The organism is Leisingera sp. UBA4491 (assembly GCF_002388965.1).
GTDB lineage: Bacteria > Pseudomonadota > Alphaproteobacteria > Rhodobacterales > Rhodobacteraceae > Leisingera > Leisingera aquaemixtae.
This window is the reverse complement of record NZ_DGNN01000016.1, coordinates 116,631-140,181: the sequence shown is the minus strand read 5'-3', so window position 1 is coordinate 140,181 and position 23,551 is coordinate 116,631. Positions and strand designations below refer to the sequence as shown.

The window sequence follows — 23,551 nt, the reverse complement described above, 5'->3', positions numbered from 1 at the left end:
GTCCGGGGTGCGTCACCCCTTGCGCTGGTAGAGCCAGGCGCCGTCTTCGCGCTCCCAGCGCGTCACCTGACCGGTATGGTACAGATGATTTACATGGGCCACCGCCTCCACCAGTGCAAGGCCATACTCGCCTTCGCCGATTGTGCGCTTGAACAGGGGGGCAAAGCAATCTGCGGCCGTGCGCGGCTCTGACAGGTGGTCCATCAGCCGGTCCAGCGCGCCGTGGTGGTTGCCGATCAGCTGCTGCATCCGAAGCGGCAGGCGGGTGAACGGCAGCTTGTGGCCGCCCAGGGCGAGGTGATCGGGGCGCGCCAGCTTCGACAGCCGCTCGCAGGACTCCAGCCATTCGCCCAGCGGGTCCGCCATCGGCTCGGTTGCGTAGACGCCGATATTGGGGCTGATGGTCGACAGGATCTGATCGCCGGAGATCACCAGATTGTCATCGCGGCTCCAGAAGGTAGCGTGCTCCGGCGCGTGGCCGTTGCCGATGTGCACATCCCAGTCGCGCCCGCCCATGCGGATCACGTCGTCCTGCTTGATCCGGGTGAACCCCAGCGGCATCGGGTGCACAGTGTCGGCAAAGTTGAAGGGCCGGTCATTGACGCGCTTTTCATAGAACTCCGGCGCCATGCCCGCGCTGCGGTAATAGGCGAGGGTTTCTTCCGGCCAGACCTCCTGCACGTCCAGCGTCAGCATCCGGGCAAACAGCCAGGCGGTGCGGGTGGTGACCAGCTCAGCCCCATGTGCGCTTTGAAACCAGCCGGCCAGTCCGATGTGATCGGGATGGTGGTGGGTGCCGACGACACGCCGCACCGGCTTGCCCTGCAAGGGGCCGGCCATCAGGCTGTCCCAGATCGCGCGGCTTTTGCGGGTGTTGAAGCCGGTGTCGATCACCGTCCAGCCGTCGCCGTCATCCAGCGCGTAGATGTTGACGTGGTCCAGTTTCATCGGCAGCGGCTGGCGCATCCACAGGACGCCCTCGGCCACCTCGATCGCTTCGCCCTGCGCAGGCGGCTCCTGCCACGGAGTGCGGGGCGAAACGTCGGGGATGTCGGTCACGGCGTCAGCCTGCCAGCTCATCAAGGCTGAGGGCAAAGGTGCCCGCGGCCCCCGCCTGAGCGTGCGCCAGAAGCGAGGCATGTTCCGGCAGCATCCGGGTGATGTAGAAGCGGGCCAGTTTCTCGCGCGCACCGCCCTGGTCCGCCATCGCCGCCGCCAGATGGTAATGGCCGCCCAGCACCCGGGCAAAGGCCCGCAGATACGGCACGGAGCCGGCAAAGCGGTCCTGCATGTCCTCTTGCGCCACCAGCCACTCGGTGGCCTCACGCAGGGATTCGCAGGCCTGCCAGACGGATTCGGCCATGTTGGGATGCGTGGCGCGGGCGCGCTCGGCCTGCTCCTCGATCTCGTCGATGAGGGCAAAGGCGGTCTCGCCGCCGTCCATCATCTTGCGCGCCACCAGGTCCATCGACTGGATGCCGTTGGTGCCCTCGTAGATCGCCGTCACCCGCACGTCGCGGTAATACTGCGCGGCGCCGGTTTCCTCGATAAAGCCCATGCCGCCATGCACCTGCACGCCGGTTTCCGAAACCCGGATGCCGGTGTCGGTGCCAAAGGCCTTGGCAATCGGGGTCAGGAACGCAGCGCGGGCGGCCCAATCCTTTTCGCCGGTTGCGGTCTGCAGGTCGATCGCCTGAGCACAGGCCAGAAGGATCGCGCGGGAGGCGAACAGGTCCGCCTTCATCTCCATCAGCATCCGGCGCACGTCGGCGTGGTCAGCGATGAAACCGCTGGCGGTCTTGCCCTGCTTGCGCTCCAGCGCATAGGCCAGCGCGTGCTGATAGGCACCCTCACCGGCGCCAACACCCTGCCCGCCGACGCCGAGGCGCGCGTTGTTCATCATGGTGAACATGGCCGCCATGCCGCCATGCTCCTTCCCGACCAGCCAGCCGGTGGCGCCGTCATACTGCATCACGCAGGTGGGAGAGCCGTGCAGGCCCATCTTGTGCTCCAGGCTGACGACCTTCAGGCCGTTGGCCTTGCCCGGGTTGCCATCAGCGTCCGGCAGGAACTTCGGCACCAGGAACAGCGAGATCCCCTTGGTGCCCGGTGCCCCGTCCGGCAGCCGCGCCAGCACCAGGTGGCAGATGTTTTCGCAGAAATCATTGTCGCCCCAGGAGATATAAATCTTCTGGCCGGTGACCGCATAGGTGCCATCGCCGTTCGGCTCTGCCTTGGAGCTGAGCGCGCCCACGTCGGAGCCAGCCTGCGGCTCGGTCAGGTTCATGGTGCCGGACCATTCGCCGGAAATCAGCTTGGGCAGGTACAGTTCCTTGATCGCGTCGGAGGCGTGATGCTCCAGCGCCTCGATCTGGCCCTGGCTCATCAACGGGGCCAGCTGCAGCGACAGGCAGGCGCCGGCCATCATTTCGTTCACCGCGGTTGCGACCGTCAGCGGCAGCCCCATGCCACCGTGCTCTTCCGGCGCGCTCATGCCGATCCAGCCGCCTTCGGCGATGGCCTTGAAGCCGTCGGCAAACCCCGGGGAGGTCCGCAGCACGCCGTTCTCCAGGTAAGCGGGCGTCAGGTCGCCGTTGCGCTGCAGCGGCGCCAGCACCTCGTCGCACATTTTGCCCGCCTCGTTCAGGATGGCGCTCACGACATCCGAAGGGGCCTCGGCAAAGCGGTCGGTGGCGGCGATTTCGTCATATCCGGTCACGTTGTTCAGCAGAAACTCGTACTCGGAAACGGGGGCACGGAAGGTCATGGGCGTCCTTTAGCGGTGTTTCGGGGGCGTCCTGGCGCGGGCAGCCTTGGCTTCCCGGCACGGGCCTATTATGGTCAGTGGCTTGACCGATTACCTAATCGCACGCCTGTTCCAATCAACCAAAACGCCGCGTCACCCGGAATGCCCCAGCACAGCACCGAAATCCTTGCCGCAACGGAAGCGGGCATCGCCCGTGCCGCCCAGCTTTTGCGGGAGGGCAAGCTGGTCTCCTTCCCGACCGAAACGGTCTATGGGCTTGGCGCCGATGCCCGCCAGGGCGAAGCGGTGGCAGCGATCTATGAGGCCAAGGGGCGGCCGTCCTTCAACCCGCTGATTGCGCATGTGCATTCGGCGGAGGCCGCGCAGCGCTATGTGGAGTGGAACGGCATGGCGGAGACGCTGGCGCAGGCGTTCTGGCCCGGCCCGCTGACCCTGGTGCTGCCGCTGCGCGAGGGCCACGGCATCTCGCCGCTGGTGACGGCCGGGCTGGACACTTTGGGCGTGCGCGTGCCTGCGCATCCCGCGGCCCAGGCGCTGCTCAGGGCGCTGGACGGCCCGGTGGCGGCGCCCTCGGCCAACCCCTCCGGCAAGATCAGCCCGACCACTGCGGCGCATGTGAAGGCCGGTCTGGACGGGCGCATCGCTGCCATTCTGGACGACGGCGCCTGCGGGGTCGGGCTGGAGTCGACGATTATCGGCCTGGCGGGGCCAGAGCCGGTGCTGCTGCGCCCCGGCGGATTGGCGGCGGAGGAGATCGAGGCGGTGCTGGGCCGCAAGCTGGCGGTGCGCGATGTGCATGATCCGCTGACCGCGCCCGGCCAGCTGCTGTCGCACTACGCCCCCGGCGCGCCTGTCCGCCTTGATGCCGCCGCGCCTGCCGAGGGCGAGCTTTACCTCGGCTTCGGCCCCGGCGCGTGCGACCTGAACCTGTCCGAGCGCGGCGACCTGGCTGAGGCGGCGGCCAATCTGTTCGGCCACCTGCACCGCCTGGACGCGCTCGGCAAGCCGATCGCCGTGGCGCCAATCCCGGAGCACGGGCTGGGCGAGGCCATCAACGACCGCCTCCACCGCGCCGCCGCGCCGCGGGATTGAACGGCGGGTTTGCAGCCCCACGCGGGGCTCCCGCCCCTTTGAGGCCCATCCCAGATGGGCCGCAAAGCGTTGGGCCAAGCGCCGCGCAAGCGCGGCGGGCGTTGCGGCCTGTCCAAGCGTTGCCTCATGGGCTGGAAGGCCGGCCGCCAGTTGGAATTGGAAACCGTCCTTAAGGCTCCGGGACGCCAGCCGCTGCGCCGGGCCCAACCTTTTTCCGGTCATCTTTGATGATTGGAACAAAGGGCGGGAGCACTCCCCCTGCCCTGAAGCACATCGCCCTTTCGACCGCGGGTCAGGCGTGGCCCGCGCTGGCCGACAAGGTCAAGGGATCGACGCCCAGCGTCTTCAGCGCGGCTTCCCATTTGCTGTCATCAGCCAGGCTGAAGACCAGTTCAGGGCTCGCCTCTGCCGTCAGCCAGCCGTTCAACGCAATCTCCGACTCCAGCTGCCCCGGCCCCCAACCGGCATAGCCCAGCAGCACCAGCAGGTCCTTCGGCCCCTTGCCGCCGGCAATATCCTCCAGGATGTCCAGCGTCGCAGTCATCGAAAAGCCGCCCGGCACCTTCAGCGAGCTGACATCCGATTCGTAGTCCGGCGTGTGCAGCACGAAGCCGCGCTGTGTCTCCACCGGGCCGCCAAAGCGCACCGGCAATTCTGCCGCGGCGCTGCCTTCGCCGCCCATGTCCAGCTGTTCCAGCAGATCGCCCAGCGCCACGCCGTCGGCGGGCTTGTTGACGATAAGCCCCATCGCCCCCTCTTCGCCGTGCGAACAGAGGAATACCACTGCGTGCTCGAACCTCGGGTCGCCAATTCCAGGCATTGCAATCAAGAGCTTGCCGGTCAGATCCATGAACTTCCATCTTTCTGCTGCCTGTCCCCACCATGACGCGCAGCCGCCCGGCACGCAAGGGGCGCAAACGCGCAGGGCGGTGAAGCCTCCAGCAAATTTGCCGCAAACACAGGGTGATGAGCGGCGCATGACCGGATCGTGACTTGGCAAACCGCGCTGCCGGGCGCATGTATTTGTGCATGAGGAAGACACTGACCAAAGCGGCTGCCTGCGCGGCCTCCCTTCTGGCCCTTGCCGCTGGCTCCCCGGCCCTGTCCGGCGCCGCCGAAGGCGGCATCGTGGAGATCGAGGTGCTGGACGGCGGCATGACACCGCGCGGCACCTATATGGGCGCGCTGCGGGTCAAGCTGCAGCCCGGCTGGAAGACCTATTGGCGTGCGCCCGGCGATGCCGGTATCCCGCCCAGCTTTTCCTGGCGCGGCGCGCGCAACGTGGGCGCGCTGTCGATCACCTGGCCTGCTCCCGAAGTGTTCCTGACCTCCGGCTACCGCACCATCGGCTATCACGATCAGCTGGTGCTGCCACTGGAGATCACACCGGAGACCCCGGGCAAGCCGGTGCGGCTGAAGGGGCGGATGCAGCTGGGGGTGTGCAAGGATGTCTGCGTGCCGGCTGAGCTGAAATTCGACCATCAGCTGGACGCAAGCGCGGGCCGCAACCCGGCGATTGCCGCCGCGCTCGCGAGCCGCCCTTGGTCGGCCAAGGAGGCTGGCGTGCGCCAGGCGGCTTGCAGCCTGCGCCCGTCTGAGTACGGCATGAAGGTCACCGCCCGCATCTCGATGCCCCCGGCCGGCGGCGAGGAGATCGCGGTGATCGAGCCCGGCAACCCCAAGCTTTACGCCGGCGAAACCACCACCCGCCGCGAGGGCGGGCTGCTGGTGGCGGAAACCGAGTTTCTGCCTGCCGACAACAGCGCCTATGCCATTGACCGCTCGAAACTGCGGATCACCGTGCTGGGGCAGAACCACTCTGTCGACATTCAGGGCTGCAGCGCCGGATGAGCTCAGCTGACAGCCCGCAGCGCCCGGTGCTTGGCACCATTGCCGTGGTCTGCCGTCATTTCGATGGCCAGGACCACGTGATCCTGGTGCAGCGCGGCAAGGAGCCGAACGCAGGCTGGTGGGGCTTTCCCGGCGGCCATGTGGAGATGGGCGAGACCGCCCTCCAGGCCGCCGCGCGCGAACTGATGGAGGAAACCGGCGTCTCCGCCCGGCCGCTGGAATATCTCACCAATGTGGATGTCATCGTCCGCACCGCGGCGGGCGGGGTGGAGCGCCAGTATCTGCTGACCGTGGTCCTGTGCGCGCACGCCAGTGGTGATCCGCTGCCGGATGATGACGCCGAACAGGCGGAATGGATCCCCATCGCGGAGATCGAAAACCGCGGCCTGCAGCTGCTGGATCAGGTGGGCGAGGTCGCCCGGCTGGCTCAGGCCCGCTGGCGGGCGCTGAACCGGTAGGCCGCGCCGCCAGCCAGATAGGCCAGCAGCGCCAGCACCAGCGCCCCGGCCAAACAGGCCAGCAGCCCGGCCCGCACCGGCTCCATCGACGCCAGCGCAGGCACTGCCCGCAGCAGCGGATGCAGCGCCCCCGTGGCCATCGCCCAGCCCAGCGTCAGCACCAGCCAGCCCAGCTGCGCCAGCGCGGTGCCCAGCACCAGCCAGCGCAAACGCCCTGCCCCGCGCCGCAGGGCCCGGCGCAGCGCTGTCATCGGCCGCGACAGGTCCCGCTGCATCGCCACCAGGGCAGGCACCACCAGCAGCACCAGGAACATGCCAAAGCCCAGGCCGTAGACCAGGGTGATCACCGTCGGCTTCAGGAACTGTGCTTGCTGCGCGCGTTCGAACAGCAGCGGCGCCAGTCCCAGCACCGTGGTCATCGTCGTCAGCATCACCGGCCGCAGCCGGTCCGCCGCCGCGTCGATGATCGACGGGATCAGCCCGCGGTCTTTGGCATACTGGTCGATCGTGGTCACCAGCACGATGGAATCGTTGATGATGATGCCGGTCATCCCCAACAGGCCCACCACCGTGAACATGGACAGCGGCACCTCCCAAATGTAGTGGCCCCAGATGGTGCCGACGAGGCCAAAGGGAATGATCGCCATCACAACCAGCGGCCGGGTCCAGCTGGCGAAGATCCAGGCCAGCACCAGGTAAATCCCGGTGAGGCAAAGGATCAGGCCGGTACCCGCCTCCTGCAAAAAAGTCTGCTCCTGCTCCGCCAGCCCCGACAGGCGCCATTCGACCTGCCGCTCGCTGGCGATCTTCGGCAGGATCTCCTCCTGCAGTGCCTGCATCACCGCCTCGGCGCGGGCCGGATCGTCCTCGGAGATGTCGCCGGTCACGCTGATCACCCGGATGCCGTTCTCGCGGCGCACGGTGGAAAACCCGGTGCGCTGCGTGACCGAGACGATATCGGCCAGCGGCACGTAGATCCCGCTGGGCGCCCGCATCAGGGTGCGTTCCAGGAAATCGGCGGTCAGTTCATTTTGCGGCAGCTCCACCCGGATCGCTGCGCTGCGCGGCCCGTCGGGATAGGTTGCTGCCTCAATCCCATTCAGCCGCGCCCTGAGCGCACGGCCCAGGCTGCCGATGGTGAAATTCAACGCCTGGCCGTGCGGGGTGAGGTCCAGGATCACCTCCTCCTTGTCGTAGGCCAGGTTGTCCTCAACCGCGGACACCTCGGGGAAGCGCAGCAGCGCAGTTTTCAGGTCCTCTGAGGCGGTCTTGAGCGTCTGCACGCTGGCGCCCGCGAACTGCACGTCCAGCGCATCGCCGCCCGGGCCAGAGCGCCAGCTGCGGAAGGACACCGTCTCGACCATTGGGTGGCGCGCAACCCGTTCCTGCAATTCCGCCACAAAGGCGAAGCTGGAATAGGGGCGCAGGTCGGCGTCGATCAGCTCGATCGAGATCCCGCCCAGCAGGTCGGCTTCCTTGCCTTCAACCCCCGACAGGCCGCGGCCCGCATTGCCGCCGGTCTCGGCCATCACGAAATCCAGCGGGTTGCGGCCGTAGCGTCCGGCGTATTCGGCGCCCAGCGCCTCTGTCGCGCGCTGCATCTCCCGCATCATCGCAAGGGTATCGGTGCGGGTAGCCCCCTCGGCCATGACGAAATTGCCGGTGATTGAGCCGCGCTCCGGCGCGTTGAAAAAGCGCCATTGCACATCGCCGTTGATGAACAGCGCCGCCTGGCTGGCCAGGATCGCCAACGCCCCGGCCAGCACCGCATAGCGCGCGGTGACGATCAGCCCCATCAGCGGGCGGAACGCATGGTCGCGCAGCCAGCGGAAGCCGCGGTTCACCATCCGGTTCGGCCAGTCGTACCAGTGCCGCGCCTGCGCATGGGTCAGCGCATGGGCCAGGTGGTTGGGCAGGATCAGGAAGCATTCGACCAGCGAGGCCGCCAGCACCGCGATCACGGTGAAGGGGATGTCGCGGATCAGTTCGCCGAACCGCCCGCCCACCAGCGTCAGTCCGAAGAAAGCAATGATCGTGGTCAGGGTCGCCGCAAAGACCGGCATCGCCATCCGCCGGGCGGCATTCTCGGCGGCCTGCACCGGATTTTCGCCGAGTCGGCGCACCCGGAAATCGGCGTGCTCCCCCACCACGATGGCATCATCCACCACGATGCCCAGTGTGATGATCAGGCCGAACAGGCTGACCATATTGAGGGTGATCCCGGCCGCATACATCAGAGCCACCGCGGCAAACATCGAGGCCGGTATCCCCACCGCCACCCAGAACGCAATGCGGGTGTTGAGGAACAGGAACAGAAGGCACAGCACCAGCGCAAGCCCCATCAGCCCGTTGTCGACCAGCAGGTTCAGCCGGTCGGTGATGTGTTCAGCGCGGGTGCGGATCAGCTGCGCTGTGACCCCTTGCGGCAGGCTGGCCTGCATTTCCGCGACCACGTCCTGCACCTGGCCCTGCAGGCGGATTGCATTGCCCTGGTCAGAGCGGTCGACCCGGATCGACATCGCCGGATGGTCACCTACGAAGTAAGAGCGGTTGCGGTCCACCCCCTCGACCCGCACCGAGGCCACATCATCAATGGTCAGGACGGAGCCGTCGGGGTTGGTGCGCAGAACGATGGCTTTCAGCTCATCCGGCTGGCGTTTCTCGCTGCCGGTGCGCACCCGGGCATTGGCGCCGCTCACGTCGCCTGCAGGATCCGCGTCGACCTCGGCGGCAATCGCTTCGGCGATTTCGCGCATGGTGATGTCATGGGTGATCAGCTGGGCGGTCGGCACCTCGACGATGGTTTCCGGCGCCGCCACCCCGCGGATGGTGGTGCGGGTCACACCGGCCTCGAACAGCCGCACCACCAGCTCATCCGCAAAGAGGCCCAGCTGACCAGGCCCCACCGGGCCGGTGATCACCACATCTGTCACCCGGTCGCGCCAGGCGCCGCGCCGCACCTCCGGCTCCTCCGCCTCTTCCGGCAGCGAGGTGATGCCGTCCACGGCGCTTTGCACGTCATCGGTAGCCTGCCCCATGTCGGAGCCCGGCTCGAACTCCAGCGTCAGCGTTGCCAGCCCTTCGCGCGAAATGGAGGACGTCTTCTCCACCCCATCGACCGCCAGCAGCACCGGCTCCAGCACCTGGACGATGGCGTTGTCCACGTCCTCCGGCCCGGCGCCCTCCCATTCAACCGAGACAGTCACCCGCTCGACGATAACATCCGGGAAGAACTGCGCCCGCATATTGGGCATCGCCGCCGCCCCCAGCACCAGCATGATCACCAAGAGCAGGTTTGCAGCGGTGCGGTGGCGGGCGAAGTAACTGAACAGCCCGCGGGCCGGACGGGGGAGCTTGCGGACCACGGCCCTCAGCCTCCCATCCGGGATTCAATGCGGGTGACCAGCTGCGCGGGCACCCGCGCCTCGGCCAGCTGCCGCAGCATCTGCGCCTTCACCTCTGTCGGCATCGCACTGCTGCCCTCGACAAAGGCCACCAGCCGGGCGCGGCGCTCGTCGCTCAGCTCGATCAGCTCGGGCAGCGCCTGCACCCCGGCGCCCTGGCGCAAGGGGCGCACCTTAATGCCAGCGCCCAGCAGCGGCGTGCGGCCGGTAACGACTTCGCGGCCCTCCAGCCCGGCGCCGCGGATCAGCACATCATCGCCCTGGCGGCGCACCAGCTCCACCGGCAGCGCCTCCAGCCGCCCCTCCTCGCCCAGCACCAGCACCTTGCCATCGGCGCCCAGCGCCGAGGCGGGCACACGGGCCACCGCCGCGACCTCTGGCTCAGTTACCTTGACAGTGACAAAATCCCCGGGCTCGAACCCCGGCGCGGTTTCCAGGCGCGCGTAGACCAGCCGCCCGGTTTGCCCGTTGCCCGCCGCGCCGCTGGCGCGGGAGATCCGCCCGGCGGCGCTCAGCCCCGCCCCGTCGGCATCCAGCGACACCCGCACCGGTGCTTGCAGCAGATGCCCTTCGGCGTCCAGCAGCCGGGCGTATTGCGCGGTCGAGACCCGGAAAGCCACCTCCAGCAGGTCCGGATCGACCAGATCCGCGAGCTTCTCATTGGCCGAAACCAGCCGTCCCTGCACCAGGTTCACCGATTGCAGGGTGCCGTCGAAGCGAGCCTTGATCGTGGTGTCGTCCAGATCCCGCTGCGCCTCATCCAGCGCGATCTGCGCCCGTGCCACCCGGGTTGCGGCCTGATCGGCGCGGGCCTCTGCCTGGTTCACCGCCTGCCGGCGCGAAATCACCGCCTGGCGCGCCTGCACCGAAGCCAGTTCTGCCGTTTCCACCGCCGCCGCGGTGCCGACGCCCCGGCTGGCCAGATCCACCTGCCGCTGAAAGGCGCGTTCGCGCAGCTGCGCCTGATCCTGAGTGGCTTGCAGTTCATCCTCGGCCAGAACCAGCGCGCGGCCTGCATCGCGCTCCTCGGCGCGGGCGTCCATCATGTCGGCCTCAGCCCGGTCCAGCGCCGACTGGGCATCCGCCGGGTCAATCTGCACCAGCACCTCGCCCGCGCGGACCGTGCCGCCGTCCTCGAAATCCTCAGAAAGCTGCACCACCCGTCCGCCGACCGCGGTGCGCAATTCCAGCGCGCGGCGGCTCTCAACCCGGCCAAAGGCAGTCAGCTCCGGTGCCACTGTCTGCAGCTCCGCCGTCACCACATTGACCGCGAAAATCCGCTCCCGCGCCGGGGGGGCTGCCTTCTCCGCGTTCAGCTGCGCCTCGATTGCGCCGAAGATCAGCTGCCCGGCATAAAGCAGCAGGGCCGCCGTGACCGCCGCCAGGAAAACCCCTGTCACACTCTGACGCAAAAAGCGCATGTTTCTCCCTTCCGGTGGCGGCTGCTGCCGGGACCGCGCAGGCGGCCTGCCAAAGCGTAAAATGCCTTGTGCCCGCTTGGAAATATATGAATTTCCGCACGGGTTTGCGAGGTTACACGCCGCGCGCGCTTACTTCCGGCGCAGATGTTCCTCCAATCTGGGCATGATTTCCACGAAATTGCAGGGCCGGTGGCGGTAATCGAGCTGTTTTGACAGGATTTCATCCCAGCCGTCCTTGCAGGCGCCGGGGCTGCCGGGCAGCGCAAACAGGTAGGTGCCGCCCGCGACCCCGCCAGTGGCGCGCGACTGCACCGCGCTGGTGCCGATCTTCTGCATCGAGACCCAGGTAAAAACGGTGCCGAAGGCCTCGATCTCTTTCTCATAGACGTCGCGGTGCGCCTCCACCGTCACGTCGCGCCCGGTCAGGCCGGTGCCGCCGGTGGAGATCACCACATCCACTTCCGGATCGGACACCCAGGCGCGCAACTGCGCGGCGATCTCCGCCCGCTCGTCGGGGATTATCTTGCGCGCGGCCAGCACGTGGCCCGCCTCGCCGAGCCGGTCGACCAGCACCTGACCGGAGCGGTCATCCTCCAGCTTGCGGGTGTCCGAGACCGTCAGCACCGCGATGCGGACGGGGATGAAGTCCATGTTTTCGTCAATCCGGGACATTGCCTGTCACGTCCTCTCCGTAATCGCCTGCCGCATGGCCAGCGCTGCAAAAATTCCCGCCGGGGCGCACGCCGGCAAACCTGCACCAGCACTCATGGCGCCACCTCGAACCAGCTTACGCCTGGGCCCAGATTGGCCACCTGCGTCTTGCCTAATGTGCCGCGAAAGCCCCAGCAATCATGCACATGGCCGCAGAGCAGCAGCTGAGGCCGGATCCGCTCCGCCGCGGCCCGGATGGCGGTGGAGCCGACAGACTGCCCGCCGGAGGTCAGATCCCCCAGCCCCTTGGGCGGGGAATGGCAGATCAGGATGTCCGCGCGCTCACAGGCCGCCAGCATCGCTGCCGCCTGCGTCTCGCTCAGGTCGCAGGACCAGCTGCCGAAAGGCGTTTCCGGCACGCCGTAGCCCAGCCCGAACAGGCGCAGGCCTTCGAACACCCCGCCTTCTCCATGCAGCACCGTGGTATCCGGCAAGCCCGCCGCCCGCAGCTCATCCGCGCTTTCGCCGTTTCCGGGCACCGCGGCCATCGGCGCCTGCAAACCGGCCAGCATCGCCACTGCCCGGTCCATCCCCTGCCGGCAATTGCAGAAATCGCCCGCGCCGATCACCAGATCCGCACCGGCGCTGGCCGCCACGATATCCGCCGCATGGGAGGCCGAGAGATGCAGGTCGGAGAACGCCAGGATTTTCATCGCTTTACCTCAGGACAAACTGCCCAGCCGCGCCTTGAGCTCCAGCAGGTCTGCCCAGGCCAGCCGTTTCTGCGCTGGCTGGCGCAGCAGATAGGCGGGGTGGAACATCGGGATCACCGGCCTGTTCCAGGCCTGGTCCCATTTGCCGCGCAGCCGGGTGATGCCGCGCTTGCCCAGCACCGCCTGGCAGCTGATATTGCCCATCAGCACCAGAACTTCCGGTTCCGCCAGCGCCACATGCCGCTCCAGAAAAGGCGTCAGCATGGCAATCTCTGCCGGCAGCGGGTCGCGGTTCTGCGGCGGCCGCCAGGGCAGCACGTTAGAAATATAAACGCTTTCGGCGCGGCTGAGGCCGATCGCCTCCAGCATCCTGTCCAGAAGCTGCCCGGCCCGGCCCACAAACGGCTTGCCCTGCAAATCCTCGTCCCGGCCCGGCGCCTCGCCGATGATCATCACCCGGGCTCCCGGCTGGCCGTCCGAAAACACCAGATTGCGCGCGCCGCGTTTCAGGTCGCAATGATCGAAACCCGCCAGCGCATCCCGCAAGGCGGGCAGCGACGCCGCCCCCTTGGCGGCCCTCTGCGCCACCTCCACGGGATCCGCTTCCTTGGGCTTGGGCGGCGGCGCGGGGGCAGCGCCCGGCTTCGGCTTGGGGGCCGCCTGCTCCAGCGCATAGCGGTCGACCGGCGCGTCGCACAGCGCTTCGGTCGCGCCAAGCTCCGCCTGCCACTCCAACAGCGCCCGCGCGCTCCAGTAATCCAATGCCGATTCCATGCGCCCAAGCTACTCCGCCCAGCCGGCAAGCGGAACACCTCACCGGCCCTGCCCTGCAAATTCAAGCCATTCATCTGTCTGAAAATACTCCGGGGAGCGCGAGGGGCCGGCCCCTCGCCTGCGCGCCGCCAGCCCCGCGGCTACGCCTTGCCGCAACCGCGCACGCCGCCTATAAGAACCTGCAAATCAAGCGGAGCCGCCCCCTATGTCCTTCGAACACCGCCATTTGCTTGGCATCGAACCGCTGAAACCGCATGAGATCACCGCGATCCTCGACCTGGCCGACGACTATGTGGCGCTGAACCGCCGTCCCGAGAAGCACTCCGACGTGCTGGCGGGCCTCACTCAGATCAACATGTTCTTCGAGAACTCGACCCGCACCCAGGCCTCGTTCGAGCTGGCGGGCAAGCGGCTGGGCGCCGATGTGATGAACATGGCGATGCAGGCCTCCTCGATCAAAAAGGGCGAGACCCTGATCGACACCGCGATGACGCTGAATGCGATGCACCCGGATCTGCTGGTTGTGCGCCACCCGCATTCCGGCGCCGTGGACCTCTTGGCGCAGAAGGTGAACTGCGCGGTGCTGAACGCGGGCGACGGCAAGCATGAGCACCCGACCCAGGCGCTGCTGGATGCGCTGACCATCCGCCGCTCCAAAGGCCGGCTGCACAGGCTGAACATCGCGATCTGCGGCGATATCGCCCACAGCCGTGTGGCGCGGTCCAACCTGATCCTGCTCGGCAAGATGGAAAACCGCATCCGCCTGATCGGCCCGCCGACGCTGGTGCCCGGCCAGTTCGCCGAATTCGGCGCCGAAATCTATGACGACATGCGCGAAGGGCTGCAGGACGTCGACGTCGTGATGATGCTGCGCCTGCAGAAGGAGCGGATGGACGGCGGCTTTATCCCGTCGGAGCGCGAGTATTACCACCGCTATGGCCTCGACGCCGAGAAGCTGGCGCTGGCCAAGCCCGACGCCATTGTCATGCACCCCGGCCCGATGAACCGCGGGGTGGAGATCGACGGCACGCTCGCCGACGACATCAACCGCTCGGTCATCCAGGAACAGGTGGAAATGGGCGTCGCGGTGCGGATGGCGGCGATGGACCTGCTGGCCCGCAACCTGCGCGCCGAACGCCAGGCGGAGGCAGGGTGAGCGGCATGGACGGCGTGATCCATATCCCGGCAGGCGAACGCGGCGTGATCCGGCTGTTCGAACTCGCCATGCGGCCGGAGCAGGCGGCCTTCCTGAAGGAACCTGGCGCGCTGGCGCAGGTGCTGGGGGCCGAGACGCTTGACATGGAGCAGGTGGAAATCTTCCCGGTCTCCGATCTGGAGGACATCGGTCTGACCGGTTACCTCACCGAAGGCTGCGGCGTGCCGCGCGCGCAGGTCGAGGCGGACCGGGAGGTTCTGCAGGCCCAGGAGGGCCATGTGCTGCTGATCCGCTCCCGCGCGTTTGACGGCAAGGAGACCCGGCTGACCCCGGCGGATCAGATCAAGCTGATCGGCACCTATGGCGAGCGGCAGACCAATTGGAGCGCGCCGCCCGCAACAGCTGAGAGCGCCAAGCCTTATTCTGCCCCGAAACTGACGCCGCGCGCGGCGCGGGCCCAGTCCCGCCGCATCGGGGCTGTGCTGTTTACCGTTGTCATGCTGCTGATTGCGCTGCTGATCTGGGTGCTTGTGAGCTGATGGCGGCACGCGAATTCAAACCGGACCGCGGCGCCTATGTCCGCGCTCACGCCTGGATGGCGGCCATCGGCATGGGCGGCGCCATGGCGGTGCTGTGGGTGATGGGCAGCCCGCACATCTGGACCGGAGCCATCGGCGGCCTGGCGGCAATCGCCCTGCGCGGCTGGTACATGGCCAGCGAGGAGCTGGCGGTGGTCTGGACCCTGACGGAAGATGCCCTCAGCGGCCCGGCCGGGCGCGGCGTCGCGCTCTCTCAGATCGGCACTGTCCGCACCATGGGCAGCTATGTGCAGGTGGTCACCAAAGGCGGCGACAAGCACCTGATAAAATACCAGGCCGACCCGGCCGCGACTCTCAACGCTATCGAAAGAGCCAAGGCATGAGCACTCTCTTCATCAACGCCCGCCTGATCGACCCGGAGGCAGGCACCGATACGCTGGGCATGGTTCTGGTGCAGAACGGACGGATCGCGGCGGTTGACAGGAATGGCACCGGCGCCGCCGCGCTGCTGAGCGCCCGTAACATCGGCCAGGACGGCGTGACCCAGGTGGACTGCGGCGGCAAATGCCTGGCGCCGGGGATCGTGGACATCGGCGTCAAGGTTTGCGAGCCCGGCGAGCGGCACAAGGAAAGCTATAAATCCGCGGGTCTGGCGGCCGCTGCCGGCGGCGTCACCACCATCGTGACCCGCCCGGACACCGCGCCCGCGATCGACAGCCCGGAAACGCTGGAGTTCGTGACCCGGCGCGCCCAGGCCGACACGCCGGTAAACGTGCTGCCGATGGCGGCGCTCACCAAGGGGCGCGAAGGCCGCGAAATGACCGAGATCCGGTTTCTGATGGATGCGGGCGCGGTGGCGTTTTCCGATTGCGACCACGTGGTGCAAAACACCAAGGTGTTCCAGCGGGCGCTGACCTATGCCCGTTCCTGCGGCGCCCTGGTCATCGCCCATCCGCAAGAGCCGGGCCTGAGCGCCGGTGCGGCCGCCACCAGCGGCAAGCTAGCGGCGCTGTACGGTCTGCCCTCGGTCTCGCCGATGGCAGAGCGGATGGGGCTGGACCGCGACATTGCGCTGCTGGAAATGTCCGGCGCGAAATACCACGCGGACCAAATCACCACCGCCCGCGCCCTGCCCGCGCTGGAGCGCGCCAAGGCCAATGGGCTGGATATCACCGCAGGCACCTCTATCCACCACCTGACTCTGAACGAGCTGGACGTGGCCGGCTACCGCAGCTTTTTCAAGGTGAAGCCGCCCCTGCGCTCTGAGGAGGACCGTCTGGCGGTTGTCGAGGCGGTGCGGACCGGGCTCATTGACGTCATTTCCTCGATGCACACACCGCAGGATGAGGAAAGCAAGCGCCTGCCGTTCGAGGAAGCTGCGGCCGGTGCGGTGGCGCTGGAGACGCTGCTGCCCGCCGCCTTGCGTCTGTACCATGACGGGCTTCTGGATATGCCCGTGCTGTTTCGCGCGATGGCGCTGAACCCGGCGAAACGGCTGGGGCTGGACAGCGGCCGCCTGGCCAAAGGCGCGCCGGCCGACCTGGTGCTGTTCGATCCGGATGTGCCCTTTGTGCTGGACCGCTTCAAACTGCGCTCGAAATCGCAGAACACGCCTTACGACGGCCAGCGGATGCAGGGCCGGGTGGAAGCAACCTATGTGGCCGGTGAGCCGGTTTACCGGAGGACCTGATGCCAGTTATCGACAGTTCCGCCGCCGTTCTGATCCTGTGGGCGGTGATCGGCTACGGCCTTGGTTCCGTGCCGTTCGGGCTGGTGGTCACCAGGGCCTTCGGTCTCGGCAACCTGCGCCAGATCGGGTCCGGCAATATCGGCACCACCAACGTGCTGCGCACCGGCAGCAAGGCCGCCGCGGCACTGACACTGCTTCTGGATGGCGGCAAGGGCGCGGCGGCGGTGCTGCTGGCCCGCTCCCTGGCCGGCGAGGATGCGGCGCAGGCGGCGGGGCTGATGGCCTTCTTGGGCCATTGCTTTCCGGTCTGGCTGGGGTTCAAGGGCGGCAAGGGCGTGGCCACGTTCCTCGGCCTGCTGCTGGCGCTGGCCTGGCCCGCGGGCATTGCCTGCTGCCTGACCTGGCTGGCGGCGGCGGCGGCCAGCCGGATTTCCTCGATGGGGGCGCTGGTCTCGGCCCTGTCAGCGCCGGTTTGGGCGTTTGTGCTGGGGTATCAGGCGGTGATTGGCCTGTCGGTGCTGCTGGCGGCGATTGTCTTTGTCCGCCATTCGGCCAATATCGCCCGGCTGCGCGCAGGCACCGAACCCAGGATCGGGCAGAAGTGACCACCGCAGAGCTGCAAGCCTTCCTTGCAGCTTTTGACGCGCTGCCGCTGGGGGCCTTCACCGGTCTGGCCGGCGGGCGCAAATACGCGGTCATCCGGCAGGATCTGGCCGCGGGCAAAGCGCAGAAACTGGTGGCGCGCGAACTCGGCGGCGGCGATTACATCAGCCTCAACCTCTACCGGCTGGCCTCGGGCGCGCGTCTGAAACCCTGCGAGATGCCCGCGGAGAAGGTGGTCCGCTTCGTTCTTGATCTGAACGTTATGGAATAAGACGCTTCAGCGCCCGGCCGTTGGACCAGGTGCCATGCAGCTCTCCGCTGGGCATCCGCACATAGACCACCGGATAGGTATCGCCCCAGTTCACCCAGACCACATCGCCATTGCGTGTGCCGCTGCCGGCATAGGTCTGGGTGCCGACCTGCCAATGCACCTCGATCATCCCGCCGCTGTCACGGATCTGCACGGTGCCGGAATAGCTGCTGCCGTCCGGGTTGCGGCCCTCGGCACGGTAACTGCCGCTGATGCCTTGGGCGCTGACCGGCACTGCCGCCGCCATCAAGGCCGCGGCCAGCCCGCACAGCAGCGCGCGGCGGGCGGGGAATGGGTGTTTCATGTTTGCCTCCGGTTTGCCTGCCCCTACCCTGCCCGCCGCATCGCGGCCTGTCACCTAGTCTGCGCAGGAATGCACAGCCCGCTGCCGCCCGGTGCACAGTCAAATTGAGTTGTTTTGAACGTGATCGCCCGGGTCTCCACATCGGTGCCGTGACCCGCAGGATTCCTCGGCGCACATGGTGAAACACCGGCCGGGCAAGCATTTGGGAACGCCGCGGCCAGGATTTGAAAGGACGGGACCATGAACAAAGTAAAAGCACTGATCAGCGGTGTGGCATTGTCGGTTGCGATGGCAACCTCAGCCCTGGCGGCGGGGGTTGAGATCAACGCCTCCTCCACCGGTCTGGCGCTGCAGGGCTATGACCCGGTAGCCTATTTCACGGTTGGGGAGCCGACTCCGGGCAACTGGAAAATCACCGCCACGCACAACGACGCGCTGTACCGTTTCGCGTCTGAAGAGAACAAAGCCCAATTTGAAAAGAACCCCGAAGCCTACCTGCCTGAATACGGCGGCTACTGCGCCTTTGGCGCGGCCATGGGCTTCAAATTCGACGGCGACCCGACCCTGTGGAAGATCGTCGACGACAAGCTGTATTTGAACCTCGCCAAGGATATTCAAACCCGCTGGGAAGGCGACATTCCCGGTTTCATCGAAAAAGCCGACTCCAACTGGGACGGCATCGCGGACAAGGATCCGGCGGAACTGCAGACCCAGTGAGGCTAAAGCCACCACTCACAAGCGAGCAGCCGGCGGCAGGACATCCTGCCGCCGGGTTTTTGATGAGCGGCCGCGGCTGATACCACGGGCCTGCCCTGCCCGGGCCCCAATTCCGCCGCAGTTTCCTGCGCAACCCAAGGGAGATTAAAATACAGCAGGTTTCCAATGATTTCCCGTATTCTTCCCGCCTTTGAAAGCTTTGCTTTCAAGTTTCTCGACTTTGACGGCCGCACCACCCGCCTGGAGTACTGGTGCGTTATCCCGCTGGTCTGGCTGTTTATTTTCCTGATGCTGCCTGGTGATGCCTCGGAAGTCTGGGGACACCTCTTGCGCCGCGAAGTACCGCCGCTGAACCCCTTCCACTATGGCTCGCTCGGGTTGTTCCTGTTCACCTTCATTCCGCGGCTGTCGCTGACCGTGCGCAGGCTGCATGATGCCGGGCGCAGCGGCAGATGGGCCAAGCTGCCGTTCACTGCAGTTTCGCTGGGGCTGGTGTTGAGCGTTGGCCTTCTGACAGCAATTCCGATGAGTGATCCAAGCGGCCTTGGCCCCGGGCTGATGGTCGCCGGGGCAGTGACGGCTTCCCTGTCCGGCAGCTTCTGGGAGGCGCTGTTCAATCTGGCAGCCATCGCCAATGCACTGGACTGGGACGCCATTCTGGCCATGCTGCTGGGCGTTGCAGCGCAGGCCGATCCGGGCGGTGTGCTGGATCAGACCGGCGTTATAGCGGCGCATGATCCCGTCCTGGCGTTTCAGTACTTGTTCCACTTCACGCTGATCGCGCTTGGGCCATTCATCGCGCTGTTGCTGCATCTCTATTTCATGCTGCTGCCCTCGGAGCGCGGCGGCAATACACACGGCACCAGCCCGGTGCCCCCCCGCACGCGCGAGGCCCGCGGCGGTGAAGGAAACGCCTATGCGGGCTATGCCTGTCTGGCCAAGCGCACGGAGGAAGAGGAAAGGAAGCTGCAGGCGGCGCGCAAGGCGCAGGTCCGGGAATTGTATCAGCGCCGGGTGCTGGGCAAGCCGGGCAGCTGAGCCCGGCTTTGGAAACCAAAGGACCGCGTCGTGAACGCGGCCCTTGCAGTCTTAATAAGCGAATTCGCTGTAAATGCGGTTGAGGTCCCCGTCCCAGGCGCCGTGATAGCGCTCCAACAGCTCATCTGCCGGGACCTTGCCGCTTTCGAGGCTGTCTTTCAGGGCATTCAGGAAATGGGTCTCATCCGGCACCAGGCCGCCCGCGCCGGGCTTGTGCCGCGCCTTGAGGCCGCTTTCCGAAATCGCCACCACCTCCCGCGCCAGTTCATGCATGCTGATGCCGTTCACCTTGGCCTGCAGCCCTTGCTCGGAGGCCGCCACGCGCAAGCCCTCGCGGGTCTCGGCGTCCCAGCCCTTGACAAGATCCCACGCCGCGTCCAGCGCGCTCTGGTCGTAGGTCAGGCCGACCCAGAAGGCGGGCAGCGCGCACAGGCGGCGCCAGGGGCCGCCGTCGGCACCGCGCATCTCGATGAACTTCTTGATGCGGGCCTCGGGGAAGATGGTGGTCAGGTGGTCCGCCCAATCGCTCAGCGTCGGGGTTTCCCCCGGCAGCGCGGGCAGCTCGCCCTTGAGGAAATCGCGGAAGGACATGCCTAGCGCGTTGATGTACTCGCCGTTGCGGTAGACAAAGTACATCGGCACATCGAGCGCATATTGCACCCAGGCCTCGAACCCGAAGCCGTCCTCGAATACAAACGGCAGCATGCCGGTGCGGTCGGCATCCAGCGAGCGCCAGACGCGGGAGCGCCAGGATTTGTGGCCGTTCGGCTTGCCGTCCAGAAATGGGGAATTGGCGAACAGCGCCGTGGCGACGGGCTGCAACGCCAAGGCCACCCGCAGCTTCTGCACCATGTCGGCCTCGGAGGAGAAGTCGAGGTTCACCTGCACGGTGCAGGTGCGGCGCATCATGGTGGTGCCCATGGTGCCGACTTCCTGCATGTAGGCGTCCATCAGCTTGTAGCGGCCTTTGGGCATCAGCGGCATGTCTTCATGGTGCCAGACCGGAGCAGCGCCCAGTCCGATGAAACCGACGCCGATCTTATCGGCGATGTCCTTGACGTCGCGCAGGTGGGCGTTCACCTCGTCGCAGGTCTCGTGGATGGTTTCCAGCGGTGCGCCCGAGAGTTCCAGCTGGCCGCCCGGCTCCAGGCTGATGTTGGCGCCGCCTTTTGTCAGGCCGATCAGGTTGCCGCCCTCGATCAGCGGCGCCCAGCCGTGGCCGTCGCGCAGGCCTTCCAGCACCGCCTGGATCGAGCGCTCGCCGGCATAGGGCAGCGGCTTCAGCGTGTCCTTGCAATAGCCGAACTTCTCATGCTCGGTGCCAATGCGCCAGGCGTCCTTGGGCTTGCAGCCGTCGGCAAGGTATTCGGCAAGCTGCTCATGACGTTCGATCGGCCCGCCGCCGGACTGGGGAATGGACATGCCTGGCACTCCGTCCTGTTAGGTCTGTGTTGAAGGGTCAGTCGTGGGCGGAATCGCCGCCGGTGTCAATGCAGGCGCAAATGTTCCGGCCGGCTGGATCTGCGCTCCCAGATCACGACCTGGTGAGCACCTTTGCGCCGCAGCTCGGTCAGCATGCGCTCGGTTTTGAGGCCCGGCAGCGCAGCAAAGACGTCAAACAGCGCCTCATAGCCTTCGGCATTCACCGGAATTGCCAGCGGCGGCTGGCCCGGCTGCTCCAGCAGCCAGTGCGGCGGTTTCGAGGAATGGTCGAGCGCCAGCCGCTCCAGCTCGGAGGCCGCCACCGCACCGCCGGTCAGAGGACCGAAATAGGCAATCTGCCCCTCGTCCACCTGCACCACGCCCGGCCCGGCTGTGCCGCGCCGGAACCGCATCCGCTGCGCGCCGATCACTGCGGTCACCAGGCCGGTGGCCACAAGGGCCCAGCCGGTGATGGCTGTGAACCCGGCCGAGGAAAACGCCCATTTCAGCCCGAGCAGGAACATCAGCACGGCGGCCAATACTTCGCGCCATTGCCACAGGGTGGCACGGGCTTCGGGGCGGATGAAACTCATTTGCTTCGCCTTATTCCAACGTCGGGCGGGGCAGCGTCCCGCCACACCCTTCTTATTTGAGCAGCCAAGCCGGCGGATGCAATGGGCAACGCACCGATCGCCGTGCGGTTTTAGCCGCAGCTGCCCGTGACGGGCTCCTGAAACCCGGCAATCCAGTACTCGTCGCAGGCAGTCCTGCCCCTCTGGCCGGCTCGCACCACGCATTTTCGCCCGGCCCGGCACGCTGAACCGGAAGCTGCAGCCGGTATAACAGGATCCGGTTAGCAGAATCTGATCTTGGGGCAGACGAAAGCGATCCGCACGCCATGCAGGAAAATGCGGGGTTCGGGGCTGATGAAAGTCATGCTCTGATTCCAACGCCTCGCCTCAGGTCGTTGAGATAAGCCCGGATTCTGCGGCGCCTCATCTTCATGGGCCGCCCGCGCCTCGGTTTGGTAGAGTACATTCTGAGAAGAGTGAGACCGATAAAGAAAATCAGAACTGTATTGGTTTCGTCCTCTGGCACGCTCGATTGGGCCAGAAACTGCAGCATCTCACTTTGGTCCAGCCCGAATAGCAGCGCGCCGTCTGCGCTCTCGCTCTGGAAGTCTTTGGACACGAGAAATATGGCCGCCTGACGGGACTGGAAGAAGGTGCCGCTGCGATGGATATCGACTGCCGTAACGCCGCCGTCCGGGCGCAGAATCAGGTTGCGGGGGGCGAAGTCGGGATGCCCGGGCGCCCGCGCGGCCGGCTGGCCGTCGAGCAGCGGCAGCAACCGCAGCAGCTCATTGCCTAGCTCGGCCAGCAGCGCGGCGTCCGGGTGCCGGGCACTGGCGCCGAGAATGGTGTGGATTTCAGCTTCGATCAGGTTCGAAGGCAGGGCGGTACGAATGATTTCGCCCTGTCCCGCCCAGCTCTGCCACGCGCAGCATTGCCGCAGGATTTGCGGCCGGTTTGCGGCGGTCTGCTTGAGCAGCTTGTCCACCGGCGTTCCGGCCTCGAAACTTACCACCACAAGGCCCAGATGGCCGGAACTGGCGAAACACCTGTTGACGGAGAAGTCCGGATGGGCGCCAAGGCGCTCAAAGCGGCGGAGCGCTTGCACAGTGCCGCCGACAAAGCCGCGCCGTGCGCTGAGATCCCAGAATTTCTTCACGACCACCGGGTCCTCGCCGCGATAGCCGCGGAAGACCGAGGTCTCTTCGGAGACTTTCAGCGCAGTTTGCAGCCTGATGCCGGCGCCGGGCCATTTCAGCTGCGCCTGAAGTTGCACCCGTGCCATTTGGCGGGCGGCGCCCTTTGGGCGGGCAAAAAACGGCAGCGGTTCAAGATATCCCATTACCAGTCCCCCAGTGCCTGCTGCCACAGCGTCATGGCCGCCACCGCCGCCGTATCGGCCCGCAGGATGCGGGGGCCAAGGCTGACGACGTGGGATTGCGGCAGCGCGTGCAGGCGCTTGCGCTCAGCCTCCGAGAACCCGCCCTCCGGGCCGATCAGGATGGCCCAGGGCGCGTCCTTCTGCGTCTGCGCCGCCAGTTGCAGGGCATTGCCCACCTCAGCCTCGTCGCAGAACATCAGCTGCCGCCCGGCGGGCCACTGGTCCAGGACGCGGGGGAGCTTTTGCAAGTCCGCCACTTCCGGCACATAGGTACCACCGCATTGTTCCGCGGCTTCGACCGCATGGGCCTGCAGCCGGTCCTGGCGGATACGCTCGGAATTGGTGAATTCGGTCTGCACCGGCAGGATGCGGGCAGCGCCCATCTCGGCCGCTTTCTCGACAATGAAATCAGTGCGCGCCTTCTTGATCGGCGCGAACATCAGCCACAGGTCCGGCGGCAGCTGCAAGGGCTTGGTCTGCTCTTGGCAGACCAGCGTGCCGCCGCGTTTGCCGGCCTCGGCCACTTCGGCCAGCCATTCGCCATCCTTGCCGTTGAACAGCGCCACAGCAGCGCCCGCTGCCAGCCGCATCACCCCGAACAGGTAATGCGCCTGATCCCGGTCCAAAGGAACCGTTTGCCCTGCCCCCAAGGGGTGCTCTACATACAGTCTGATTTTTGCACTCATGG

The 23,551-nt window shown here is 66.6% G+C and carries 24 protein-coding genes; 11 read left to right on the top strand and 13 right to left on the bottom strand.

Annotation, left to right across the window (positions count from 1 at the left end):
• Window positions 1-12 precede the first annotated feature (12 nt).
• Together B2P87_RS08515 and B2P87_RS08510 are read right to left on the bottom strand one after the other, a co-directional pair.
• Complete coding sequence (locus B2P87_RS08515; protein WP_141891101.1) at window positions 13-1,080, bottom strand: MBL fold metallo-hydrolase; 1,068 nt, start codon at window positions 1,078-1,080, stop codon at window positions 13-15.
• Window positions 1,064-2,767, bottom strand: a complete 1,704-nt coding sequence (locus B2P87_RS08510) for an acyl-CoA dehydrogenase (RefSeq protein ID WP_141891102.1) — start codon at window positions 2,765-2,767, stop codon at window positions 1,064-1,066. The genes B2P87_RS08515 and B2P87_RS08510 overlap by 17 nt, the downstream gene beginning before the upstream one ends.
• Window positions 2,768-2,908: 141 nt before the next feature.
• Between B2P87_RS08510 and B2P87_RS08505 the strand changes: the two genes are divergently transcribed.
• The gene (locus B2P87_RS08505) at window positions 2,909-3,859 is read left to right on the top strand and encodes an L-threonylcarbamoyladenylate synthase (RefSeq protein WP_141891103.1); all 951 of its coding nucleotides are present in this window, start codon (window positions 2,909-2,911) and stop codon (window positions 3,857-3,859) included.
• Between the two features lie 292 nt (window positions 3,860-4,151).
• Here B2P87_RS08505 and B2P87_RS08500 read toward each other — a convergent pair whose 3' ends face one another.
• The gene (locus tag B2P87_RS08500; RefSeq protein ID WP_141891104.1) at window positions 4,152-4,709 is read right to left on the bottom strand and encodes a YqgE/AlgH family protein; all 558 of its coding nucleotides are present in this window, start codon (window positions 4,707-4,709) and stop codon (window positions 4,152-4,154) included.
• A 179-nt stretch (window positions 4,710-4,888) separates the two neighbouring features.
• Here B2P87_RS08500 and B2P87_RS08495 point away from each other — a divergent pair, with 179 nt between their 5' ends.
• Both B2P87_RS08495 and B2P87_RS08490 read left to right on the top strand, forming a co-directional pair.
• Entirely contained in the window at window positions 4,889-5,710 is an 822-nt protein-coding gene (locus B2P87_RS08495) for a protein-disulfide reductase DsbD domain-containing protein (protein WP_244940732.1), read from the top strand.
• Complete coding sequence (locus tag B2P87_RS08490; RefSeq protein WP_141891105.1) at window positions 5,707-6,168, top strand: NUDIX hydrolase; 462 nt, start codon at window positions 5,707-5,709, stop codon at window positions 6,166-6,168. Before B2P87_RS08495 ends, B2P87_RS08490 begins: the two co-directional genes overlap by 4 nt.
• Here the strand turns inward: B2P87_RS08490 and B2P87_RS08485 are convergent.
• The 5 genes from B2P87_RS08485 to B2P87_RS08465 form a co-directional block, all read right to left on the bottom strand.
• Window positions 6,138-9,533 (bottom strand): efflux RND transporter permease subunit, encoded by a 3,396-nt coding sequence (locus B2P87_RS08485; RefSeq protein WP_141891106.1) that lies wholly within the window; start codon window positions 9,531-9,533, stop codon window positions 6,138-6,140. The two genes, B2P87_RS08490 and B2P87_RS08485, sit on opposite strands and share 31 nt — an antisense overlap.
• 5 nt (window positions 9,534-9,538) lie before the next feature.
• Window positions 9,539-10,993: an efflux RND transporter periplasmic adaptor subunit gene (locus tag B2P87_RS08480; protein WP_141891107.1), complete on the bottom strand. Its 1,455-nt coding sequence runs from the start codon at window positions 10,991-10,993 to the stop codon at window positions 9,539-9,541.
• Window positions 10,994-11,122: 129 nt separating this feature from the next.
• Entirely contained in the window at window positions 11,123-11,665 is a 543-nt protein-coding gene (gene moaB, locus B2P87_RS08475; RefSeq protein ID WP_141891108.1) for a molybdenum cofactor biosynthesis protein B, read from the bottom strand.
• A 92-nt stretch (window positions 11,666-11,757) separates the two neighbouring features.
• Complete coding sequence (locus B2P87_RS08470) at window positions 11,758-12,357, bottom strand: metallophosphoesterase family protein (RefSeq protein ID WP_141891109.1); 600 nt, start codon at window positions 12,355-12,357, stop codon at window positions 11,758-11,760.
• A gap of 9 nt (window positions 12,358-12,366) precedes the next feature.
• Window positions 12,367-13,131 carry a uracil-DNA glycosylase gene (locus B2P87_RS08465; protein WP_141891110.1) on the bottom strand — a complete coding sequence of 255 codons (765 nt, stop codon included), beginning with the start codon at window positions 13,129-13,131 and terminating at the stop codon, window positions 12,367-12,369.
• Between the two features lie 205 nt (window positions 13,132-13,336).
• Between B2P87_RS08465 and B2P87_RS08460 the strand changes: the two genes are divergently transcribed.
• The 6 genes from B2P87_RS08460 to B2P87_RS08435 are packed head-to-tail and all read left to right on the top strand — an operon-like array spanning window position 13,337 to window position 17,390.
• Entirely contained in the window at window positions 13,337-14,287 is a 951-nt protein-coding gene (locus tag B2P87_RS08460; RefSeq protein WP_058285136.1) for an aspartate carbamoyltransferase catalytic subunit, read from the top strand.
• A 5-nt stretch (window positions 14,288-14,292) separates the two neighbouring features.
• Window positions 14,293-14,826: a hypothetical protein gene (locus tag B2P87_RS08455; RefSeq protein ID WP_141892106.1), complete on the top strand. Its 534-nt coding sequence runs from the start codon at window positions 14,293-14,295 to the stop codon at window positions 14,824-14,826.
• On the top strand, window positions 14,826-15,209 hold the full coding sequence (locus B2P87_RS08450; RefSeq protein WP_141891111.1) for a hypothetical protein: 384 nt from the start codon (window positions 14,826-14,828) through the stop codon (window positions 15,207-15,209). The genes B2P87_RS08455 and B2P87_RS08450 overlap by 1 nt, the downstream gene beginning before the upstream one ends.
• Window positions 15,206-16,516, top strand: coding sequence for a dihydroorotase (pyrC, locus tag B2P87_RS08445; RefSeq protein ID WP_141891112.1), 1,311 nt, complete (start codon window positions 15,206-15,208; stop codon window positions 16,514-16,516). The genes B2P87_RS08450 and pyrC overlap by 4 nt, the downstream gene beginning before the upstream one ends.
• Complete coding sequence (plsY, locus tag B2P87_RS08440) at window positions 16,516-17,121, top strand: glycerol-3-phosphate 1-O-acyltransferase PlsY (protein ID WP_141891113.1); 606 nt, start codon at window positions 16,516-16,518, stop codon at window positions 17,119-17,121. Before pyrC ends, plsY begins: the two co-directional genes overlap by 1 nt.
• Window positions 17,118-17,390: a hypothetical protein gene (locus B2P87_RS08435; RefSeq protein WP_141891114.1), complete on the top strand. Its 273-nt coding sequence runs from the start codon at window positions 17,118-17,120 to the stop codon at window positions 17,388-17,390. Before plsY ends, B2P87_RS08435 begins: the two co-directional genes overlap by 4 nt.
• Here B2P87_RS08435 and B2P87_RS08430 read toward each other — a convergent pair.
• On the bottom strand, window positions 17,380-17,733 hold the full coding sequence (locus B2P87_RS08430; protein ID WP_141891115.1) for a hypothetical protein: 354 nt from the start codon (window positions 17,731-17,733) through the stop codon (window positions 17,380-17,382). The genes B2P87_RS08435 and B2P87_RS08430 overlap by 11 nt on opposite strands.
• 240 nt (window positions 17,734-17,973) lie before the next feature.
• Here B2P87_RS08430 and B2P87_RS08425 point away from each other — a divergent pair, with 240 nt between their 5' ends.
• Entirely contained in the window at window positions 17,974-18,450 is a 477-nt protein-coding gene (locus tag B2P87_RS08425) for a YHS domain-containing (seleno)protein (protein ID WP_141891116.1), read from the top strand.
• A gap of 165 nt (window positions 18,451-18,615) precedes the next feature.
• Window positions 18,616-19,488, top strand: a complete 873-nt coding sequence (locus B2P87_RS08420) for a DUF805 domain-containing protein (protein WP_286852445.1) — start codon at window positions 18,616-18,618, stop codon at window positions 19,486-19,488.
• A 51-nt stretch (window positions 19,489-19,539) separates the two neighbouring features.
• On the opposite strand, the gene B2P87_RS08415 is transcribed toward B2P87_RS08420, so the two are convergent.
• The 4 genes from B2P87_RS08415 to B2P87_RS08400 all read right to left on the bottom strand — a co-directional run bounded on the left by B2P87_RS08415 (window position 19,540) and on the right by B2P87_RS08400 (window position 23,549).
• Complete coding sequence (locus B2P87_RS08415; RefSeq protein WP_141891118.1) at window positions 19,540-20,910, bottom strand: glutamate--cysteine ligase; 1,371 nt, start codon at window positions 20,908-20,910, stop codon at window positions 19,540-19,542.
• A gap of 65 nt (window positions 20,911-20,975) precedes the next feature.
• The gene (locus B2P87_RS08410) at window positions 20,976-21,503 is read right to left on the bottom strand and encodes a hypothetical protein (RefSeq protein ID WP_058285127.1); all 528 of its coding nucleotides are present in this window, start codon (window positions 21,501-21,503) and stop codon (window positions 20,976-20,978) included.
• A 340-nt stretch (window positions 21,504-21,843) separates the two neighbouring features.
• Window positions 21,844-22,824: a hypothetical protein gene (locus tag B2P87_RS08405; RefSeq protein ID WP_141891119.1), complete on the bottom strand. Its 981-nt coding sequence runs from the start codon at window positions 22,822-22,824 to the stop codon at window positions 21,844-21,846.
• Window positions 22,824-23,549 carry a 16S rRNA (uracil(1498)-N(3))-methyltransferase gene (locus B2P87_RS08400; RefSeq protein WP_141891120.1) on the bottom strand — a complete coding sequence of 242 codons (726 nt, stop codon included), beginning with the start codon at window positions 23,547-23,549 and terminating at the stop codon, window positions 22,824-22,826. The genes B2P87_RS08405 and B2P87_RS08400 overlap by 1 nt, the downstream gene beginning before the upstream one ends.
• Window positions 23,550-23,551: the final 2 nt, after the last annotated feature.

Bases quoted from the DNA above. Each gene is read 5' to 3' on its own strand.
- B2P87_RS08495 (WP_244940732.1), top strand. From the start codon at position 4,889: ATGAGGAAGACACTGACCAAAGCGGCTGCCTGCGCGGCCTCCCTTCTG.
- B2P87_RS08420 (WP_286852445.1), top strand. From the start codon at position 18,616: ATGATTTCCCGTATTCTTCCCGCCTTTGAAAGCTTTGCTTTCAAGTTT.
- pyrC (WP_141891112.1), top strand. From the start codon at position 15,206: ATGAGCACTCTCTTCATCAACGCCCGCCTGATCGACCCGGAGGCAGGC.
- B2P87_RS08490 (WP_141891105.1), top strand. From the start codon at position 5,707: ATGAGCTCAGCTGACAGCCCGCAGCGCCCGGTGCTTGGCACCATTGCC.
- B2P87_RS08405 (WP_141891119.1), bottom strand. From the start codon at position 22,824: ATGGGATATCTTGAACCGCTGCCGTTTTTTGCCCGCCCAAAGGGCGCC.
- plsY (WP_141891113.1), top strand. From the start codon at position 16,516: ATGCCAGTTATCGACAGTTCCGCCGCCGTTCTGATCCTGTGGGCGGTG.
- B2P87_RS08510 (WP_141891102.1), bottom strand. From the start codon at position 2,767: ATGACCTTCCGTGCCCCCGTTTCCGAGTACGAGTTTCTGCTGAACAAC.
- B2P87_RS08500 (WP_141891104.1), bottom strand. From the start codon at position 4,709: ATGGATCTGACCGGCAAGCTCTTGATTGCAATGCCTGGAATTGGCGAC.
- B2P87_RS08430 (WP_141891115.1), bottom strand. From the start codon at position 17,733: ATGAAACACCCATTCCCCGCCCGCCGCGCGCTGCTGTGCGGGCTGGCC.
- B2P87_RS08400 (WP_141891120.1), bottom strand. From the start codon at position 23,549: ATGAGTGCAAAAATCAGACTGTATGTAGAGCACCCCTTGGGGGCAGGG.
- B2P87_RS08470 (WP_141891109.1), bottom strand. From the start codon at position 12,357: ATGAAAATCCTGGCGTTCTCCGACCTGCATCTCTCGGCCTCCCATGCG.
- B2P87_RS08450 (WP_141891111.1), top strand. From the start codon at position 14,826: ATGGCGGCACGCGAATTCAAACCGGACCGCGGCGCCTATGTCCGCGCT.
- B2P87_RS08415 (WP_141891118.1), bottom strand. From the start codon at position 20,910: ATGTCCATTCCCCAGTCCGGCGGCGGGCCGATCGAACGTCATGAGCAG.
- B2P87_RS08455 (WP_141892106.1), top strand. From the start codon at position 14,293: ATGGACGGCGTGATCCATATCCCGGCAGGCGAACGCGGCGTGATCCGG.
- B2P87_RS08515 (WP_141891101.1), bottom strand. From the start codon at position 1,080: ATGAGCTGGCAGGCTGACGCCGTGACCGACATCCCCGACGTTTCGCCC.
- B2P87_RS08425 (WP_141891116.1), top strand. From the start codon at position 17,974: ATGAACAAAGTAAAAGCACTGATCAGCGGTGTGGCATTGTCGGTTGCG.
- B2P87_RS08460 (WP_058285136.1), top strand. From the start codon at position 13,337: ATGTCCTTCGAACACCGCCATTTGCTTGGCATCGAACCGCTGAAACCG.
- B2P87_RS08410 (WP_058285127.1), bottom strand. From the start codon at position 21,503: ATGAGTTTCATCCGCCCCGAAGCCCGTGCCACCCTGTGGCAATGGCGC.
- B2P87_RS08480 (WP_141891107.1), bottom strand. From the start codon at position 10,993: ATGCGCTTTTTGCGTCAGAGTGTGACAGGGGTTTTCCTGGCGGCGGTC.
- B2P87_RS08465 (WP_141891110.1), bottom strand. From the start codon at position 13,131: ATGGAATCGGCATTGGATTACTGGAGCGCGCGGGCGCTGTTGGAGTGG.
- B2P87_RS08505 (WP_141891103.1), top strand. From the start codon at position 2,909: ATGCCCCAGCACAGCACCGAAATCCTTGCCGCAACGGAAGCGGGCATC.
- moaB (WP_141891108.1), bottom strand. From the start codon at position 11,665: ATGTCCCGGATTGACGAAAACATGGACTTCATCCCCGTCCGCATCGCG.